The sequence below is a fragment of the Candidatus Flexifilum breve genome, assembly GCF_016713355.1.
This window is the reverse complement of sequence record NZ_JADJPI010000035.1, coordinates 704743-722049: the sequence shown is the minus strand read 5'-3', so window position 1 is coordinate 722049 and position 17307 is coordinate 704743. Positions and strand designations below refer to the sequence as shown.

General features: G+C 61.7%; 12 protein-coding genes. 2 read left to right on the top strand and 10 right to left on the bottom strand.

From position 1 onward, the window contains the following. Positions 1-95 precede the first annotated feature (95 nt). Complete coding sequence (locus IPK17_RS26120; protein WP_343420628.1) at positions 96-1187, top strand: L,D-transpeptidase; 1092 nt, start codon at positions 96-98, stop codon at positions 1185-1187. Between the two features lie 66 nt (positions 1188-1253). On the opposite strand, the gene IPK17_RS26115 is transcribed toward IPK17_RS26120, so the two are convergent. Genes IPK17_RS26115 through IPK17_RS26095 form a run of 5 tightly spaced genes read right to left on the bottom strand, consistent with a single transcriptional unit; the run spans position 1254 to position 7716 of the window. Beyond that, the gene (locus IPK17_RS26115) at positions 1254-1970 is read right to left on the bottom strand and encodes a class I SAM-dependent methyltransferase (protein WP_343420627.1); all 717 of its coding nucleotides are present in this window, start codon (positions 1968-1970) and stop codon (positions 1254-1256) included. Then, positions 1970-2926 (bottom strand): asparaginase, encoded by a 957-nt coding sequence (locus IPK17_RS26110; protein WP_343420626.1) that lies wholly within the window; start codon positions 2924-2926, stop codon positions 1970-1972. The genes IPK17_RS26115 and IPK17_RS26110 overlap by 1 nt, the downstream gene beginning before the upstream one ends. Next, positions 2923-4044, bottom strand: a complete 1122-nt coding sequence (locus tag IPK17_RS26105) for a DegT/DnrJ/EryC1/StrS family aminotransferase (RefSeq protein WP_343420625.1) — start codon at positions 4042-4044, stop codon at positions 2923-2925. Before IPK17_RS26105 ends, IPK17_RS26110 begins: the two co-directional genes overlap by 4 nt. Before the next feature lie 43 nt (positions 4045-4087). Beyond that, positions 4088-5857, bottom strand: a complete 1770-nt coding sequence (locus IPK17_RS26100) for an ABC transporter ATP-binding protein (RefSeq protein ID WP_343420624.1) — start codon at positions 5855-5857, stop codon at positions 4088-4090. 2 nt (positions 5858-5859) lie between these two features. Beyond that, on the bottom strand, positions 5860-7716 hold the full coding sequence (locus IPK17_RS26095) for an ABC transporter ATP-binding protein (RefSeq protein WP_343420623.1): 1857 nt from the start codon (positions 7714-7716) through the stop codon (positions 5860-5862). 150 nt (positions 7717-7866) lie between these two features. On the opposite strand from IPK17_RS26095, the gene IPK17_RS26090 reads away from it, so the two are divergent. After that, positions 7867-9240 carry an ATP-binding protein gene (locus IPK17_RS26090; RefSeq protein WP_343420622.1) on the top strand — a complete coding sequence of 458 codons (1374 nt, stop codon included), beginning with the start codon at positions 7867-7869 and terminating at the stop codon, positions 9238-9240. Here the strand turns inward: IPK17_RS26090 and recJ are convergent. Genes recJ through IPK17_RS26065 form a run of 5 tightly spaced genes read right to left on the bottom strand, consistent with a single transcriptional unit; the run spans position 9237 to position 17250 of the window. Continuing rightward, on the bottom strand, positions 9237-11486 hold the full coding sequence (gene recJ, locus IPK17_RS26085) for a single-stranded-DNA-specific exonuclease RecJ (protein WP_343420621.1): 2250 nt from the start codon (positions 11484-11486) through the stop codon (positions 9237-9239). The two genes, IPK17_RS26090 and recJ, sit on opposite strands and share 4 nt — an antisense overlap. Continuing rightward, positions 11483-11950 (bottom strand): NUDIX domain-containing protein, encoded by a 468-nt coding sequence (locus tag IPK17_RS26080; RefSeq protein ID WP_343420620.1) that lies wholly within the window; start codon positions 11948-11950, stop codon positions 11483-11485. Before IPK17_RS26080 ends, recJ begins: the two co-directional genes overlap by 4 nt. Before the next feature lie 8 nt (positions 11951-11958). Further along, the gene (locus tag IPK17_RS26075) at positions 11959-12786 is read right to left on the bottom strand and encodes a PD-(D/E)XK nuclease family protein (protein ID WP_343420619.1); all 828 of its coding nucleotides are present in this window, start codon (positions 12784-12786) and stop codon (positions 11959-11961) included. Beyond that, the gene (locus IPK17_RS26070) at positions 12783-15035 is read right to left on the bottom strand and encodes an ATP-dependent helicase (protein WP_343420618.1); all 2253 of its coding nucleotides are present in this window, start codon (positions 15033-15035) and stop codon (positions 12783-12785) included. The genes IPK17_RS26075 and IPK17_RS26070 overlap by 4 nt, the downstream gene beginning before the upstream one ends. Then, a complete protein-coding gene (locus IPK17_RS26065) occupies positions 15022-17250 on the bottom strand; it encodes a UvrD-helicase domain-containing protein (protein WP_343420617.1) in 2229 nt (742 codons plus the stop codon). The genes IPK17_RS26070 and IPK17_RS26065 overlap by 14 nt, the downstream gene beginning before the upstream one ends. Positions 17251-17307 lie beyond the last annotated feature (57 nt).

The window sequence follows — 17307 nt, the reverse complement described above, 5'->3', positions numbered from 1 at the left end:
CACCTGCACAAACCACCGTTTCCCGTACGCCCCTTTACAAACGAGCGCGGCCTCTGTAGAGTTTTGGACGCTTTCGTTTGGTTAGAGGTCCGGATATGAGACGACTTTTACTGCTATTGCTGGTCCTCTTGGTGCTTGTCCCGGCGGCGTCCGCGCAAACGCTCGAATTTGACCCGACGGTGTGCGCCGAATACGACGATGGCGGCGAACTCGGCGCAGATTGCCTCGCGATGATCGAAGCGTTCCCTCGTCCGCCGCATGTCGAGGCAATTGACCTCGACGCGTACACGCTCGACACCTACAGCTTCTGGCGCATCGGCCCGGATGCTACGCCGACTTATGCGGCGGCGGGTGGTGAAGCGAACGGCGAAATTCCGGCGGGCTTCAATTTCGTCCGCGCGATTGACCTCAGCGTCGAGGGGTGGATGCAGATCGAAGATGGACGCTGGATTGACCGCGACTTGGCACGCTGGACGCAGCCTTCATACTTCACAGGCGTCACGATTGACGATGGGCTGGAATACCCGTTCGCGTGGGTGCTGGATCTCAGCCGCATCTATACGTCGGAATATCCCGGCGGGCCGTATTCGACCGCCACCAATCGCTGGATTGACCGCTACGAACGCGTCAACATCTTCTCGGTCGCGTATGACGATGAAGGCTGGCGCTGGTACATGATCGGGCCAAACCAGTGGGTCGAACAGCGGTTTGTCGCCAAAGCGCAGCGCACCGAACGCCCGGAAGGCGTTGCCGAAGATGCCAAGTGGATCGCTGTTGACCTGTACGAGCAGACACTCGTCGCTTACGAAGGCGATACGCCCGTGTTCGCGACGCTCGTATCGACTGGGCTGGAAGGCTTTGAGACGAACGAAGGGCTGTTCGATGTCTGGGCGAGCTTGCCCGCCGATGCGATGGCCGGGGCGACGGGCGCGCCGAGCGCCTATGCGCTGCAAAGCGTGCCGTGGGTGATGTATTTTGACAACAGTATCAGCCTGCATGGAACATACTGGCATGACCTGTTCGGCTACCGACAGAGCCATGGCTGCGTTAACCTGACGGTGAGCGATGCGCGTTGGGTGTTCACGTGGATGCACGGCGGCTCTGACTGGGAAGTCACCCGCGATGCCAGCGTACCGGTGTACGTGTACAGTTCGGGCGAATACGGGGTGACGGCGACAGGTCTGTAACTCGACCGCGTTGGGCAAGACTCGCGGGACGCTCAAGCGAGCGTCCCGTTTTGATTCTCTGGGCGGCTACCGTTTCTGGTAAATGCCGACCAGATGCACGCGGCTTCTGGGGTTGAAGCGGTCGATCAGCGCTTCGATCACGATGCTCACGCGGAACAGGATTTCGTTGAAGGCCAGATACGACGGGTCGCTGATGTGATCGAAGCGCACGGGGCGCAGCGCCGTGCCGCGCACTGCCGCGTCAATGTCCCGCTGCGAGTTGGCGCGGTAGTAGGTCGGGTTGATGAAATGCTCGTCGCGCGCATAGATCGCATGGACGATCCGCTGACTGATCGCGCTGGGCACGAGGCGGCGCAGCCACACGGCATAGTTGCCCTTGTTCGGCGTGATGAACATAACGCGGCCGCCCGGTTTCAGCACGCGGCTGAACTCGCTGAACACCGCCGCCGGATCGGGTAAATGTTCCAGCACCCATGAGCACGTGATCAGCGTGAACGAGTTGTCGGCAAAGGGGAGCGCGCTCAGGTCGGCTTCAACCGCCTCCGGGATTTCGAGCTGCTCGGCGAAGGCGGACACGTAGCGATCCACGCCCGTCACCCGGCGCGCACGCCCCACCATGCCTTTGACCAACCCGCCCGGGCCGCAGCCGGCATCGAGCAGCAAAGTATCCGCGTCGACGAGGTTGTCGAGCAGTTCGTCGTAGATTTCCAACGCGGGACGATAACCCGCTTTGATCTGTTTATAGCGGGCGCGCATGCGCTCCTGCCGGTCAAGCGTATACATCAGATGACTACTTTCAGTTCACCCGCGTTGGCTCCCGTGTGAATCGGGATCGCGGTCGGGTAGGCGGCGCGTAAGCGATCGTGTTCTTCAGGTGACAAGTGGCCGTAGCGCGCCAGAACTTCGCCGAGCACGGGCATGAGCGCGCGCGTCGACCCATCGCTGATCTTGAGCGCGAGGCCGATGCCTGCTTCCGGGATGCACAGGGCAAACAGGCCTTCGGATCCATCTTTGGCGACGATGCGCCCGCCTGTCACCTGCATGAGCGTCGTATCCATGCGGCGTTGGCCGCTCATCAGCACCGGGTGAGCACGCATGGCGTCCGGGATACGCGGGATGGCGCTCAGGCGAGCGAACGCCAGCGCGACCGCGTAGAGCGACAGGCCGAAGGTCGGCACGCTGCACCCGTCGAGGGCGACCGCGATGCGCGTCGATCCGGTTGCCTGACCCAGATACTCGCGGATGGCGATTTGCAGCGGGTGCTCCGCGTGTTCGTACGCTTCGATGTCCCAACCCATGGCGCGGCAGATGGCGAGCATGCCCGTGTGTTTGCCGGAACACGGGTGATGCAGCGCGGTTGGTTTCTCACCCCGGTTCGCCAGCGCTTCGGCGGCTTTGCGATCCAGCGGCGCGGAGACACCACAGTGCAGGTCAGCCACGGATGCGCCAATGCGTTCCAGTACGCCGCGCATCAGCGCGACCTGCTCGGCCGTGCCGCCGTGTGAACCGCACATCACCGCCAGTTCTTCCTGCGTGATGGCGAAGCGTTCTGCTGTACCCGATTCGACCACATACCCGGCTTGAAACGGCTTGGCGATGGAACGCAGCCACACGGGCTGAATCGGCTCGCCGAGCGCGTGGATCAGCTTGCCAGATTGGCCGAAGATGGCAAGGCTGCCGCGGTGCACCGATTCGATGTGGTCACCGCGCATGACATGGAGGAGTTCAACGTCGTTCATAGCCTCTGCTCGTTTCGGTAGTCGAGAATCGCGTCGATGATGCGCTCAGGCGGGTCGCCGGGCCACGTGAGCGGCAGATTGAGAATACACTCCGCGAAGTGATCGGCGTGCGGGGTAGGCGGTTGCGCGACCTTCGGACACAGCGCGTGCGCCATCGCTTGCAGCGATGGATACCAGCGCGTCACGTCCAAGCGCCGCGCCTGCAGTTCGTCGAATAGGTCGCCGCGGACTTCTGGCGGCACGAGCAGCGGATAGCGCCACAGCACGGTATCGTCGGCGCGGGGAAGAGTGCGCCATGTACCGCTGACTAGTCGATCATACTCGTTTGCTCGAAGTTGCCGCCGCACGCTGCTGAAATCGGAGGCAGGGCTGCTGCTCAAGAACGTGGACAGCCGCTGATACACATCGACAAAGCCCTGTGACGGTGCATTATAAAGAGTAATGTTACGGTAGATTTGGAATAATGTGGGATAAAGGCTCGAAATTGGGATATTTTCGGTCTCAAACTGGTGGGTCGCCCAGTAGATCGTCAGCCACTGCTTTTCCAACTCGGCCAGATGATCAGCGTACAGCGGCAGCGGCTCCACGTGGCGTTTAATCTCGGCGGTGAGCTCTGCGTCGCTGCACAGCAATGCACCGCGATAACCCACATCGACCAGTTTGCCCGAACCGAAACTGAAGATCGAGGCGTCACCCCAACTGCCGACGCGGCTGTCGGGCATAATCATGGCTTGCGCCGCATCTTCGATGACTTTAGCACCGTGCTCGGTCGCCCACGCGCAGATCTCAGCCATCGGCGCGGGCAGTCCGTACAGGTGACAGGGAATGACGGCAGTGGGTCGCTCAATGCCTGCCGCGCTGAGGGTCTCGGGCGTAATCATCCCGGTAGCGGGGTCAACATCGACGAGGATGGGGCGGTTCCCGCTGAGCAGCACCGCCCACAGGACGATATAGCAGGTATTGGCGGGGATGAGCACGGGCTGATCCGTGAAGCCCCAAGCTTTCAAAGCCGCCCAGATCGCCGTCGCGCCCCGTCCCGTGAAAATGACGTGGTCACGCGCTGTGGCGGCGCGGAAGCGGTCGGCGACCCGCTGGCGGTTTCTCTGACGGTATCCCATACTATTAATGATAGCTGAGACTGAGCACGGCGGGCAAGCGCGCCTAGATCATCGTGTACATGCCCGCGTACGCGCCGTTCTTGGCCAGCAACTCTAAATGCGAACCCTGTTCGATGATGCGCCCGTGATCCATCACGACGATCAGATCCGAATTGACAATCGTGCTCAAACGGTGCGCGATCACAAAGCTGGTGCGGCCTTCCAGCAGGCGGGCGAGCGCAGTCTGGATCAGTTTTTCCGTCTGCGTGTCGATGTTGCTGGTCGCCTCGTCGAGTATCAGGATGCGCGGGTCGGCGAGCAGGGCGCGCGCGAAGGCCAGCAGTTGTTTTTGCCCTTGCGAGAGCAGCGATCCGCCCTCGCGGACTTCGGTGTGATAACCTTTTTCCAGCGCGCTGATGAAATCGTGCGCGCCGACGGCTTGCGCCGCTTCGATGACTTCCTCATCGGTGGCGTTGAGCCGCCCATAGCGGATGTTGTCCATCACCGTGCCGGAGAACAGATACGTTTCCTGCAGCACCACACCCATTTGACTGCGCAGGCTGGTCTGCGCTACGTTGCGCACGTCCACGCCGTCGATCTTGACCGTGCCATCGACTACATCGTGGAAACGCATGATCAGCTTGATCATGGTCGACTTGCCCGCGCCGGTATGCCCGACCAGCGCGACGGTCGTCCCGGCGGGAACGTCGAGTGAGACATCGTGCAGTACCGGAGCGTCTTCGTCTTCGGTGTCATAGCGGAAGTTGACATGGTCGAACTGCACCGCGCCGGTGATGCGCGGCAGTGTGTCCGCGCCCGGTTGATCACTGATTTCGATAGGGCGGTCGAGCAGGTGGAACAGCTTGTCGCCCGCCGCCATCACCGATTGGAACAGGTTGTAACGCTGCGCCAACTGGCGGATCGGCTGGAAGAACTGGTCGATGTAGAGCACAAAGGTCAGCAGCGTGAAGATTGAAAGCTGCTGCTGCAAGACGAGCGTACCGCCGACATAAATCATCAGCCCGGTGGCTACGCCGCCGATGAGTTCGATGCTGGGGAAGAACAACGAGGCGACCAGGGTCGCGCGCAGGTTGGCCGCGCGGTTGCGCTCGTTGAACGTCGTGTTGAAGCGGTCGAGGTTATGCGCCTGCCGGTTGAACGCCTGCGTCACACGTACGCCGTTGAAGGCTTCGGCGAGTTCCGCATTCAGCTTGGAGTTCGTTTCCACCACCCGTAAATAAGTGGTGCGGGCGTACACGCGCCACACGTTGGCGACGAACGCCAGCACGACCAGTACCGCAAAGGCGACGAACGTCAGCGGCAGGTTGATCAGCAGCATGGTGATGACCACGCCGATCAGCGAGAGCAGGTCGCGGAAGGTGCCGACGACCGCCCAGGTGATCGCTTCGCGCAGGGTGTTCACATCGTTGATGATGCGGGCAATCAGGCGCCCTGTTTCGTACTTGGCGAAAAACGAGATCGACAGATGCTGGATGTGGCTGAACAGGTCATCGCGCAAATCCTGAATCGCGCGCTGCCCGGCCTGCGCCATGAGCGTGATCTGGATGCGGAAGGCGAGCGCGCCGATCCCTTGCGTCGCCAGATAACCGAATACGCCGAGGCCGACGACGCTCAGGTTCTGGGTGTGCACCCCCTGATCGACCGCCCACCCGATGATCGGCGGGCCGACGACGTTCGCGACCGCGCTGATCAGTGAGGCGAACAGCGCCCAGTAGATGCGCGTCTTGTTCGGCGTGAGGTAGTGCGCCAGACGTTTGGTGGTTTGCCAGTCAAAATCGAGACGATCTTTTTCGTCGGTGGTAATGGCCGTCATCGTCAGTCTCCCGTCGCTTCGTCGGCAATGGCGCGGCGGTACTCGTCCGTCGACCGCTTATCAATTTCAATCGGAACGCGCAATTTGCTGAAGTCGGCCAGCTCCTGCCGCACCCGTTCCTGATCCGCCAACTGCAGGCGGTAGATTTCGGCGTAATGCCCGTTGATCGCCAGTAGTTCGTCGTGCGTGCCGCGTTCAAGGATTGCGCCATCCTTGAGCACAAGGATCTGGTTGGCTTTCTGCACGCTGCTGATGCGCTGCGCGATGATGAACGTGGTGCGCCCCTGCATGATCGTTTCCAGCGCCTGCTGAATGTGGCGCTCGGTGCGCGTATCCACACTGCTGGTTGAGTCGTCGAGGATGAGGATGCGCGGGTTGATGAGCAGGGCGCGCGCGATGGCCACCCGCTGCTTTTGCCCGCCAGAGAGTGTCACGCCGCGTTCCCCGATCAGCGTGTCATAGCCTTCGGGAAATTCGCTGATGAACGGGTGGACATTGGCCGCCTTCGCCGCCGCGATGATCTGCTCATTGGTGGCATCCGGGTTGCCGTAGGCGATGTTCTCGCGCACGGTGGCCGAAAACAGCAGTGACTGCTGTAGGACGAAACCGATGTGTTGGCGCAAGTCGCTGAGCGGCATATCGCGTACGTCCACACCGTCAATGCTCACACAGCCGTCGGAGACATCATAGAAGCGCGGGATGAGGTTGACGAGCGTCGACTTGCCTGAGCCTGTCTGCCCGATCAAGCCGATGATTTCGCCGGGACGCGCTTCGAGATCGATGCTGCGCAGCGTTGGCTTGGTCGCGCCCTCGTGCGTGAAGCTTACGTTCTTGAACTGCACATGCCCGCGCAGCTCTGGCATCGGCCTGGCATTCGGGCGCGTCGTGACCTTCTCTTCAGCATCCATGATTTCAAACACGCGCCGCCCGCTGCTCAAGCCTTGTGTGACCAGCAGAATCACGAAGCCGAGAAAGCGAATCGGCATGGCGAGCAGCAGCACGTACGCGTTGAAGGCGACGACGATGCCGACCGTCACGCCGCCGAAACCGGTCTGTTCCATCCAGCCGCCAAAGAACAAGACCAGCGCGGTCGAGAAGGCGATGATGAAAGTGCTTAGGGGGATATAGGTGCCCCATTTGGTGACCAGCTTGATCTGGTCGTAGTAAAGTTCCTGATTTTCGCGGGCGAACTTCTGGATCTCGTACTGCTCGCGGGCGAAGGCGCGCACGACTTCCGCGCCGAGCGCCGTCTCTTGGATGAAATTGCCGAGCGTTTGCAGGCGATCCATGATTTTGCGCCATGCCGGGTCAACGGCGTTGGCGAACCCGCGCGAGAAGAAGGCCAGCGGAATGAGCGGAATCATCGCTAGCAGTGCCAGCGCCGGGCTGGTCGCCAGCATGATCGCGCCCGCGAACACGATCAGCAGGAGCGTGTTCAGCCCATCGATTAGCCCGTAGGCGAAGAAGCGCTGCATTTCGGCGACATCGCTGATGGCGCGCGTGATGAGCGTGCCCGTCTGCGAGGTGTCGTGGTAGGTGAACGACTGGTTCTGCACCTTGTCGTAGATTTCGTTGCGCAGGTCAAAGGCGATAAAGTGTGACATACGTTCGCCAAAATAGCGGTAGACAAACCCGGCGATACCCCGCAGTACGCCTAAGCCAATCACGAGCCCGCCCGCCGCCAGCATATAGCTGCTGTCGCCGCGGCTGACGCCGATATCGATCACATCGCGGAGCAGGGTAGGGATGGCAATCGACAGGGCGGTGCTGCTCAACACCCCGATGAGCGCGATGATGGCCCAGCCCCAATACGGGCGCAGATAACGCAGCATGCGCCTCAAAACGGTCAAACTACTCAAAACAGAACTCCTCGTCGGACAAACATCAGCAGCTTAAGATAATCCCGTTGCTAATGGAAGATTGAATCCAATCCGGCCTGATTGGTCTTAAGTTGGAGGACAGATTGCTGCGGAACAGGTATCATAATTAGAGCACAGAGGGGTATGGGAATGGCTGAATACTTACGGCGTATGCCGCTGTTTGCCGCATTCAGTGACGAACAGCTTGGTGATCTGCAAAGTCAGGGCAAAGTGATCGATGCTGAGCCGGGCGACTACCTGTTTCATGAAGGGGACGCGGCCAAGGGGCTCTTCCTCGTGCTGCAAGGTGGGCTGGAGATCCTCAAGAAGTCGGGTGCGCAGGATGTGCTGATCGCACATATCCCGATCGGTGAATTTGTCGGCGAAATGTCGCTGCTCACCGGGCAGCCCCACAGTGCGGCGGCGCGCGTCATCCAGAAGAGCCAGCTTCTGCAATTTGATCCGAGTCTTTTCAGTTCGGCGCGCAGTTCGCCGATCGTGCGCCTGCTGCTTACGACGATGGCGCGGCGCATGCGCAATACCGAAGCGGCCATCCGCAAGCACGAACGGCTGTCCTCGCTTGGCAAATTAGCCTCGGGTTTGGCGTCCGAACTTGGCGGACCTGCCTCCGCCAGCCTGAACGCCGCGCGCTACCTGCCTAAGGCCCTCGATGTATCACAGGCACTGTCGATGCGGATTGGTCACATGGACTTAGAACCGCCGCAGATCAGCTATTTGAACACGCTACAGCGCCAGTTGATCACCCGGACTCCCGTGCCGCTCTCGCCGGAGATGCGCGCCGAATGCGAACAGCAGTTGGCAGTGTGGTTCGACGAGCACGAGGGCGGCGATGTCAAGAGCGCGGTCTCGGAGTTCGTCGCCGCCGGGTTGGATGTCGCCAAAATGGACGAGGTATTGGCGCAGGTGGGTATGAGCCGGATGTCGGCGGTGCTGCACTGGCTCGACGCCATGGTGAATGTGGTGACGCTCTCCCGGTCGCTCATCAGCTCGTCGGCGCGTATCTCTGAACTGATCAACTCGGTCAAGGCGTACACCTACATGGATCAGTCGCCCATGCAGGAAATTGACATTCACGAGGGCTTGGAAAACACGCTGATCATGCTGCGCCACCGCCTCGCCGAGACGCAGATTGTGCGCGAGTATGACCGGCATCTGCCACGCATCGTCGTGCGCGGCAGCGAGATTAACCAGGTGTGGACGCACCTCATCGACAACGCGATCACAGCGACGAATGCCTGCGGCCTGCTGACGCTGCGTACGTCGCGCGAAGACGAATGGCTGGTGGTCGAAATTGCGGATAACGGCTGCGGTATTCCGCGCGCCATGCAGGATCAACTGTTCCAGCCGATGTTCGCCAACCAGACCAGCGACCCCACGAAGGGGCTCGGGCTGGAAACCGTACAGCGCATCGTCGTCGAGCGGCATCGCGGCCAAGTGCGCTTTGCCTCAATTCCCGGCGACACACGCTTTCAGGTGTATCTGCCGCTCAAAGCGACTCGCTAGAACAGGTGCCGCGCGGTGGCGCGGCGAAAGTGAGCGCGATAAGCGGCAGCTTCCGTGAGCAAGCGCGTCATCCGCTCGGTCTGCGCTGGATCGGCGGTGCCATTCTGCCGACTACCGCCGAGCGTGACCTCGTCACCAGACTTCTCCGTGATTGAGACCACACCCATTGACTCCACCCATTCGAGCGCGGCGCGGATGGTCGCTTCGCGGTGCGCCATGAGCGCGGCGAATGTCGGAACATGCACCACGCCGGCTTTCGCCGTGAGCGCGTGCTTGACCAAGCCGAGGAAGCGGCGTAGAAACTTCTCTTGATCGTCAAGTTCAGGATCGTGATCCATTAGGTAGATCACTTGCGGCTCGACGATTTTGACGGCTGCCGCCAGCACTTCAGGACTCGGCGGGATCGTCCACACCGCCAAGGCTGATCCGCGTCCCAACTTGAGGCGCGAAAATTCCGGCTCACCTAACACTTGCAGATCTGCGTGTTCGGCGCGGAGTTGATCCAATGTGATCGCACGATCACCGCGGTGATCCACGATCTGGAAGGGCAGACCCGCGACTTCGACCGCGCCTTCGGTCAGGCGCCAGTCAATCCACTCGATTTGCAGTTGGCGTTCACCTTTGTAATCGGTCATGCGCGGCACAAACGCCACGTCGAAGCGACCGACGGGGAGGGGCTGCCCACCACCATTCCACCAGATCAGCCGTGCCGCAGTGCCCGCACGATCTTCAACCGTCAGGCGCAGATGATCGCCCCCACGTCCGATGGACGTCTGGCCCTTGAGCGCGAGATCGCGCACGGCGAAGGTCGGCGCGGGGTTGCCAGCGCCGAACGGGGCGAGACGTTCGACCGCCGCCACGAACTCCGGCGTGATCTGTTCCAAAGGAACGTAGCCTTCAATCGTCAGCGTGGGCGTGGTGGCCACGTGACCGAGCGTTTTGCTCACTGTGCGCGCTAGGGCGCGCCGCAGGTCGGGGATGCGTTCCGGGGTAAGACTCAGCCCCGCCGCCATAGTGTGCCCGCCGAACGTCAGCAGCAGATCGCGGTGTTCTGTCAGCGCCTCGGTGATGTCAATGCCGGCCACGGAGCGCGCTGAACCGCGCGCAGGCTGACCCGGCGGGGTGGTCAGTAGAATCACCGGGCGGTTGTAGTCCTCAGCCAGCCGATTCGCCACGATGCCGATAATGCCGCCCGTCCACTGCGGGTGATGCAGCACGAGCACGCTGGAATCCAGCAGCGACCGATCGCGCTCAAGCTGGGCCTGAGCTGCGCCATAGATCTGCTCCACTTGCAGTTTGCGTTCGGCGTTGTAGCCTTCGATTTGCACGGCCAGCGTGCGCGCGAGTTCGGTATCCGTCGTCGTCAGGAAGTCGACGGCGAGATTCGCATCGCCCAGCCGACCGAGCGCATTGAGACGCGGCGCAATCGCAAACCCGATCTGCTCCTCGGTGAGGCGTCCCGCTTCCAACTTCGCGTGTTCGAACAACAGGCGCAGGCCAAGACGTTCGGTATGGCGCAGCTGCTCCAATCCGCGCTGGAGCAGGTAGCGCGCATCGTTGACCAGGAGCGCGACATCCGCCACCAGTCCGAGCGCGACCAGATCGAGCAGATCGCGGCGTTCGTCGCCCGCCAGTGCGCGGATCAGTTGGTAGGCTGTGCCCACGCCGGGCAGCGTATGTAAGCGGTGATCAGCGGGCAGGCGCTGCGGGTTAATGGCGGCAAAGGCGCGCGGCAGTTCGGGCGGCAAATGGTGATGGTCGGTGATGATCACGTCGACACCACGGCTTTGCGCATAGTCAACAGCTTCATGAGCGGAGATGCCCGTGTCGCAGGTGATGATCAACGTAACGCCCATATCGAGCAACCGCGTCAGACTTGGAATGTGCACGCCGTGACCTTCGCTCTGGCGCGAAGGAATGTAGTAACTCACTTCGGCGTGCAGGCCACGCAGGGCGGACACGAGCAGCGCCGTCGAAGTTTGGCCGTCGACATCAAAATCACCCCAGACGGCGATCTTCTCTTGACGGTTGATGGCCGTATACAACCGTTCAACCGCGCGTTCCATGCCCCGCAGGTCGACCGCTGACGCCGGACGGTAGCGGTCGGGGTCGAGATACTCGCGCGCAGCGCCGGTAGTTTCCATGCCCCGCCGAACAAGCAGCTCGCCGATGATCGGCGGATGGCCGACCAACTGCGCCAGCTCGTCGGGCACGGTGACAGGCGCGGGCTCCAGCCAGGTTTTCATCGGATGAACGTCACGCTTTGATCGGCGAGCGCATCAACGATCCGTTCGCGATGATGTTCCATTAGCGCCAGTTCGGCGATCTCCGCGGGCGCGAAGTAGCCGAATTCGCTGACTTCGTGATTGAGTGTTAGTTGGCCGCCCGTGACTTCGACGGCGAACATCAGACCGATGATCTGGAAGCGATTGCCGTCCGCGTATTGGATCACGCGGTTGGGCGACGAGTACACGCCGATCAACCGCTCAACGCGCACCTGCAAGCCGGTTTCTTCCCACACTTCGCGGATACACGCTTCTTCGACGGTTTCGCCGGGGTCGACGCCGCCGCCGGGCAAGCACCACAGCCCGTTATCCGTGCGCCGCGTGAGCAGAATTTCGGTTTTGTCGTTATTCCAGATGAGCGCCGCGCATCCCGTACGAATTTGCGCGGTCTTGGCGATGCGGTCGCCGTTGATGATGCGGGCCATGCGGTCTCCTAGAATTCGATTTCGGCAATCTGATCGAGGCTGAGGCCGAGAATTGTCGGCGCGGCCTCCGGTTCATCGTTTACCTGTTCGCGGAAGTCGCCCGCTTTTGCGCCGCGCTGATCGAGCGAGCGGTAGGTGCAGAATTTGCACTTATTCACGTCCGGCGTTAGCGCGAAATCGGCGTCGGTCGCGCGCGAGAGGATGTCGGCGGCTAGGCGTTCCAGATACGCCCCATCTTCAGCCATTTTCGCCGCGCTGTAGTCGAAGACGATGGGCTGATCCGGAAACTCAGTGAACCAGTACTGCATGCTGATCGTATCCGGCGGGATGCGCAGTTTGCTGTAGAGATGCGCTCCCGCCTGCGCCAGCACATAGGGATAGACGATGGTCTGCAAACGGTGCGCCAGCGTGTCGCGCTTAGGGTGACGGAGCGCCGTCTTCCAATCGACGATCACGTTGCGTTCGCCTACGGCGATCAGGTCGTATTTGGCGACCAGTCGATAGCCCGCCAGCGGCACAGAGAGCGTGATTTCCGGGTAGCGGGGTTCGGGCAAATCCTTCAGGCCGCGCGCGCGGAAATTCTCCCACCAGCCGTAGACGCGATCATCGTCAATCGTCGCGGCGATGGCGTCCGGTTCGATGCCGAGCACCGCCTGATGCGCCAGTCGGTGGAACTGATCGCCCTGCTGCATGTGCAGTTCAAAGTCGCGGAGCGGGGCGCTCTGCGGGGCGGGATACTGCAAGTCGAGCACGTAGCGGTAGTAGAAGCGGCGCGGGCAGTCGACGAAATCCTGCAAATTGCTCTGGCTAAACTGGAAATGGGGCGGCAGTTTCACTTGGAACGCTCCTCCAGGTACGCTTGCAGCGCGGCGAAGGGCACGGCCATCTGCTGATCGCCCTGCTGCCCGGTATTCCACGTCATGACCAACTCGCGGCGCGCGCGAGTGATGCCGACATACAGCAGACGCAGACGTTCGGCGGCGTAATCGACGCGCGCGTCGGCAGTGGCGACGCCTTCGCGGTAGGGGAGGTTGTGCGCCAGCGCGATCAACTGCCCCAGCGCCTCCGCTTCGAGGTTCAGCCCTTCGCGAATGAAGCGTTTCTCCGACATGAACTGATCGCCGGGGAGGGCGGACGGGAAGTCGTAGGTGTTGACCGAGAGCAGATAGACGCGATCCCATTCCAGCCCCTTGGCCGCATGCATGGTCGCCACGGTGACTTTGCCTTTGTGCGCTTCGGGGTCGAAGCCGCGATCCGCATCGTCCACGCCGAGGAAGCGGCGTTCGTTGCGCGCGATGACGGCGAGTTCTTCGGTGTATTCTGGCAGGCGGGCGGCGGGGTGGGATTCGGCGTAACCCGCCAGCAGCACGGCCATGCTGTGCGCAATCGCCAGATCCGCCGCGCTCTGGAACAGGTCTTGGGCGAGAATCAGGATCAACTGGTCGATGGGCAGGATGACCGCTTCCTGCCAGCGGCGGACGATGCCGCGAAACTCGGTCAGCAGCGCGCCGATCTCTGGGTCGGCTTCGATCAGCTTGGCGACATTTTCGTCGTCGGCCAGCCAGTCGCGCCCCAACTGCGGCGTGATGAAATCTTCCACGCGGGGACACTTGCGCAGTGCCTTGACCGTGTTTTCGAGCCGCGCGGCCAGCGCATCGTCGTCACGGTCGGCGCGCCGCCACACCTGATACACCCGCGCCAACAGACGTACATCGCCGGGGTTGCTCAGGTATTGCAGGATGTTGCCGACCGCGCCCGCCGCTTCACGCGTCGAGGTGGTCGAACGCAGGAGTTCGACGTATTCGATCTGCGGTTCACGCTCCCGTTTGAGCGCGTCCACGATATCGAAGCCGCGTTTGTTGCGTGGCACGAGGATTGCCGCCGTCTGATCGGGGTGGGCGGGCAGCCACTGGCGGATCGAGTCGACTACGGCGCGCAACTCTTCGGCAGGCGGCAGCGCGGCGGGGTAGAGCACGACCTTCGATTGGTCGGCAGGCGGGTTGGGCTGCGGGTCGCCGGGCGGCGCGGGCTGGATTAGCGGCGGGAGCAGCGGATCGCGGTCGCGCACGTCAGCGTTGGGATGTTTGTCCATCGTCCAGGTGATCAAGTGGTTTGCCAGTTCAATGATCGGCAGCGCCGAGCGCCCGGAGTTCGGCAGTTCGCGCGGCGACACACCCGGTTCGCGCAGAAAGTCGCGCAGATATTCTGGCTTGGCGGTCGTGAATGTCTCGTAGATCGACTGGTTGGGGTCGCCGACGCGCACCCAATTGCCATCTTTGCCCGCTAACTGGCGGATGATGAGTTCCTGCAAGCGACTGCTGTCCTGCGCCTCATCTTCGAGAATGTAGCGCCAGCGGCGGCGCAGGCGCGCCAGAAATGTGTCGTCCAGTTCCAGCGCCAGCAGCGCCAAGCGGATCAAATCCTGAAAGTCGACCGCGCCGCGCATATTGAGGCCGCGCTGGTAGCTCACATAAATGCTGTAGCCCATCTCCGCGAGCGGCAGCGGCTGTTTGTACAGATCGAGGCGGCGGCGAATCTCGTCGGGCGACAGGCGTTCATCTTTCGCCTGCCGGACGAAGGCGCGCGCGATGTCGGTGACGAGCGGCGTCCAGCGTTCGCGCGTGACCCACTCGCGGCGGTTGTCTTCGAGATCGCCGGCGAGGAACTGACCCGCCGCTTCGGGATGCAGTTTGACCCACGTCAGCGCGGCGTCCTGCAGTACGGTGTCAGCTTCGCGCTCATCGATGATCTGGAAATCGTCGGCGAGGCCGACTAAACCGGGACGCTCACGGACGATGTCATTGCACAGGCCGTGCAGCGTGCGCACGCGGTAGCCGACGTTGGGCAGCAAGCCACGCTCACGCACAAACGCGCCGATCTGCCGGGCGAAGTTGTCGACGGCTGAATTGACGAGTGTGACGATCAGCACTTCCTCGTCGTCTTCCAACTGTTCAGCGATTAGCTTGGCGGCGAGGGCGGAGAGCGTCTTGGTCTTGCCGCTGCCGGGCACAGCAGACACGCCCATTTTCCCGCTCGTATACGCGAGGACTTCCGCCTGTTTCGGGCGCGGTTTAAACGTCGCCATGCGCTTGATCCCTTCCCAGGCGGCGCAGCATGCGTTGAATCGCCTGCAGCAGTTCGCCTTGACTCTCGTAACCGTTCTCGCTGAGCTGGCTCAAACCGAGATAGATCGTCCCGCGGCAGCGCCGGATCAAGCCGATCATCAGGCGGTAGAGCGTCTCGCGGCGGATGCCCACTTCCTGCTCATCCGTCCATTTGTCGCCGGGCTTCCACCAGCGGCTGAGCACATACGGATGTGTGAGCGGTTGGTACAGCCGCTCGAACCAGCCGCGATTGCCAATATCCAGCCAGAACTGCACAGTGGCCGGCTGGTTGTTCATCAGGAACGTGTAGGCGGGCGCGATCAGCACGCTGTCTTCGGCGTTGGTCTGCCAGCGGCGGACATACTGCGCGGCGATCAACCCCCCGCTCACCATTTCGATGTATTCCGCGCCGGATGGCTTGCCCGCCGGAATGATGCCACCTAATGAGCGGCGGAAACTGCGCGCGGAATCGATCAGGTTGGTCGTGACACGCGCGGCTTCGAAGTCACCGTACATGCCGAAGCCGATCTGCGACAGCACTTCCCCGAAGATGAGGCTGAAGAAGTGATCGAGTTCGATCTCGGGGATGGGCGGCGCTTCAGCCTCGGCTTTCTTCTTACGGCGGCGCTTGGGCGTGTCGGGTGGCGGTGGGGGCGGTGGTTCCGGGACAGGATGATCCGCGATATAACCCTCGATCCACAGGCGCAGCGCATCGTAGCGTTCGCCGATCAGATAGCTGACGCGCTCCTGCACTTCAATCGGCAGCACTTCGAACGGCGCGAGGCCGGACTTGCTTTCGACGTGTGGATAGGCGGCCTCAGCCAAGAGCTGCGCACGTACGAGGTCCAGCGTCTTGCCCGCGTCCATTGAACTGATCGACAACATGAGCGCGTAGGCGACATCAAAGCGCGTCGGCTTGAGGTTCCACTGCGGATGCGCCAACTGTGCCAGCGTGAGCAGACAGCGCGCGGCGGGTTCTTCCCGCAACGCGCGTGATGGTCGATGTGACCGGGCGGCGATACCCAGACCTTCTAACCGCGTTATGAGCGAGAAGCGCAGCGCGTCGGAGAGGAACGGCGCCAGCACGACGATTTCGCCGGGCGGGATCTGCTTCTCGGTGACCAGATAGCGGATTTCGTCGGCGATCCAGTTGAGCATCTCCGGGTAGTAGCGGTGATCGCGGTATTCGAGCGCAGCGCGCGGATCAACGTCGGTTTTCAGGTAGTCATCGGGCTGCATCTGCCGCGCGAACTCATTGGCGAGCGCGTCCAATTCCGGCGTGTTGACGAACGACTCGCTGAATTGGATGTACTCGTCCGCCTGCTGCGTGAAGCTGAAGCGGGCGTGTTCCGGGTCGGCGCCTAAAAAGCTGCGAAAGCCGCCGTTCGTGTCGTAGAGGATGAGCGCCGAGTCGGCGTCGGGCAGCCAATCGACCAGCATGTCGATGAAGGCCGGGTTTTCTTCCTCGGCGTTATCGACGATCAGGTGAGCGTAGCGCGCGAGCAGGTATTCGCGCACCTGCCGCACCTCCCATAGCTGCCGGAACGATTCGATCTGCAGCGAAAAATCGAGCAGGCTGTGATCAATGCAGTAGCGGCGGAAGAGTTCGGCGCATTCCTGCACCTGATCGAACGTCTTGAATTGCGCGCTCTCACCGAGCCAGGCATCATTCAACCGCTGGCTGATCTCGGTGTACGGGAAGCCGACGACCGCCGCCTTGTTGAGGTTATCGAGGATCTGGCTGTAGAGGCGGTTGCGGTCGATGGTGATAGCGTCGAAGTAGCCGTGTTCCAGAATGAGCGGATCGACGATGCGCGCCATGATGTACTGCGCAGTTTCCAGCGTGAGGATCGTCGGCTGCTGGTCGGGCATAAACCCAATTTTCGGCGCAGCCAGTGACCAGAACAACTGCACGGTTTCGACGGCTAAGGCGCTCAACGTGGTGACGGTCACCTGACCGCCGGGCGGCAAATCGGCTTGGCGCAGCGCATCCACGTACGGATATTCGAGCGCGCGCTGCGGCACAATCACAAGGATCTCGTTCGCAGGCACACCCGACTCAAGCAGGAAGAGCAGACGATGAATACCGACCGTCGTTTTGCCACTGCCTGCCGCGCCTTCGAGGAACACTGACCCGCTGATCGGGCGTTCCACGACGGCCAACTGCTCAGATTTGAGATTTGTTTTTTCGACCATATATTCTAAATTCTACCTCAAAATCGACATTTTTGGTAGATGGAAGTGCGCCGAAAA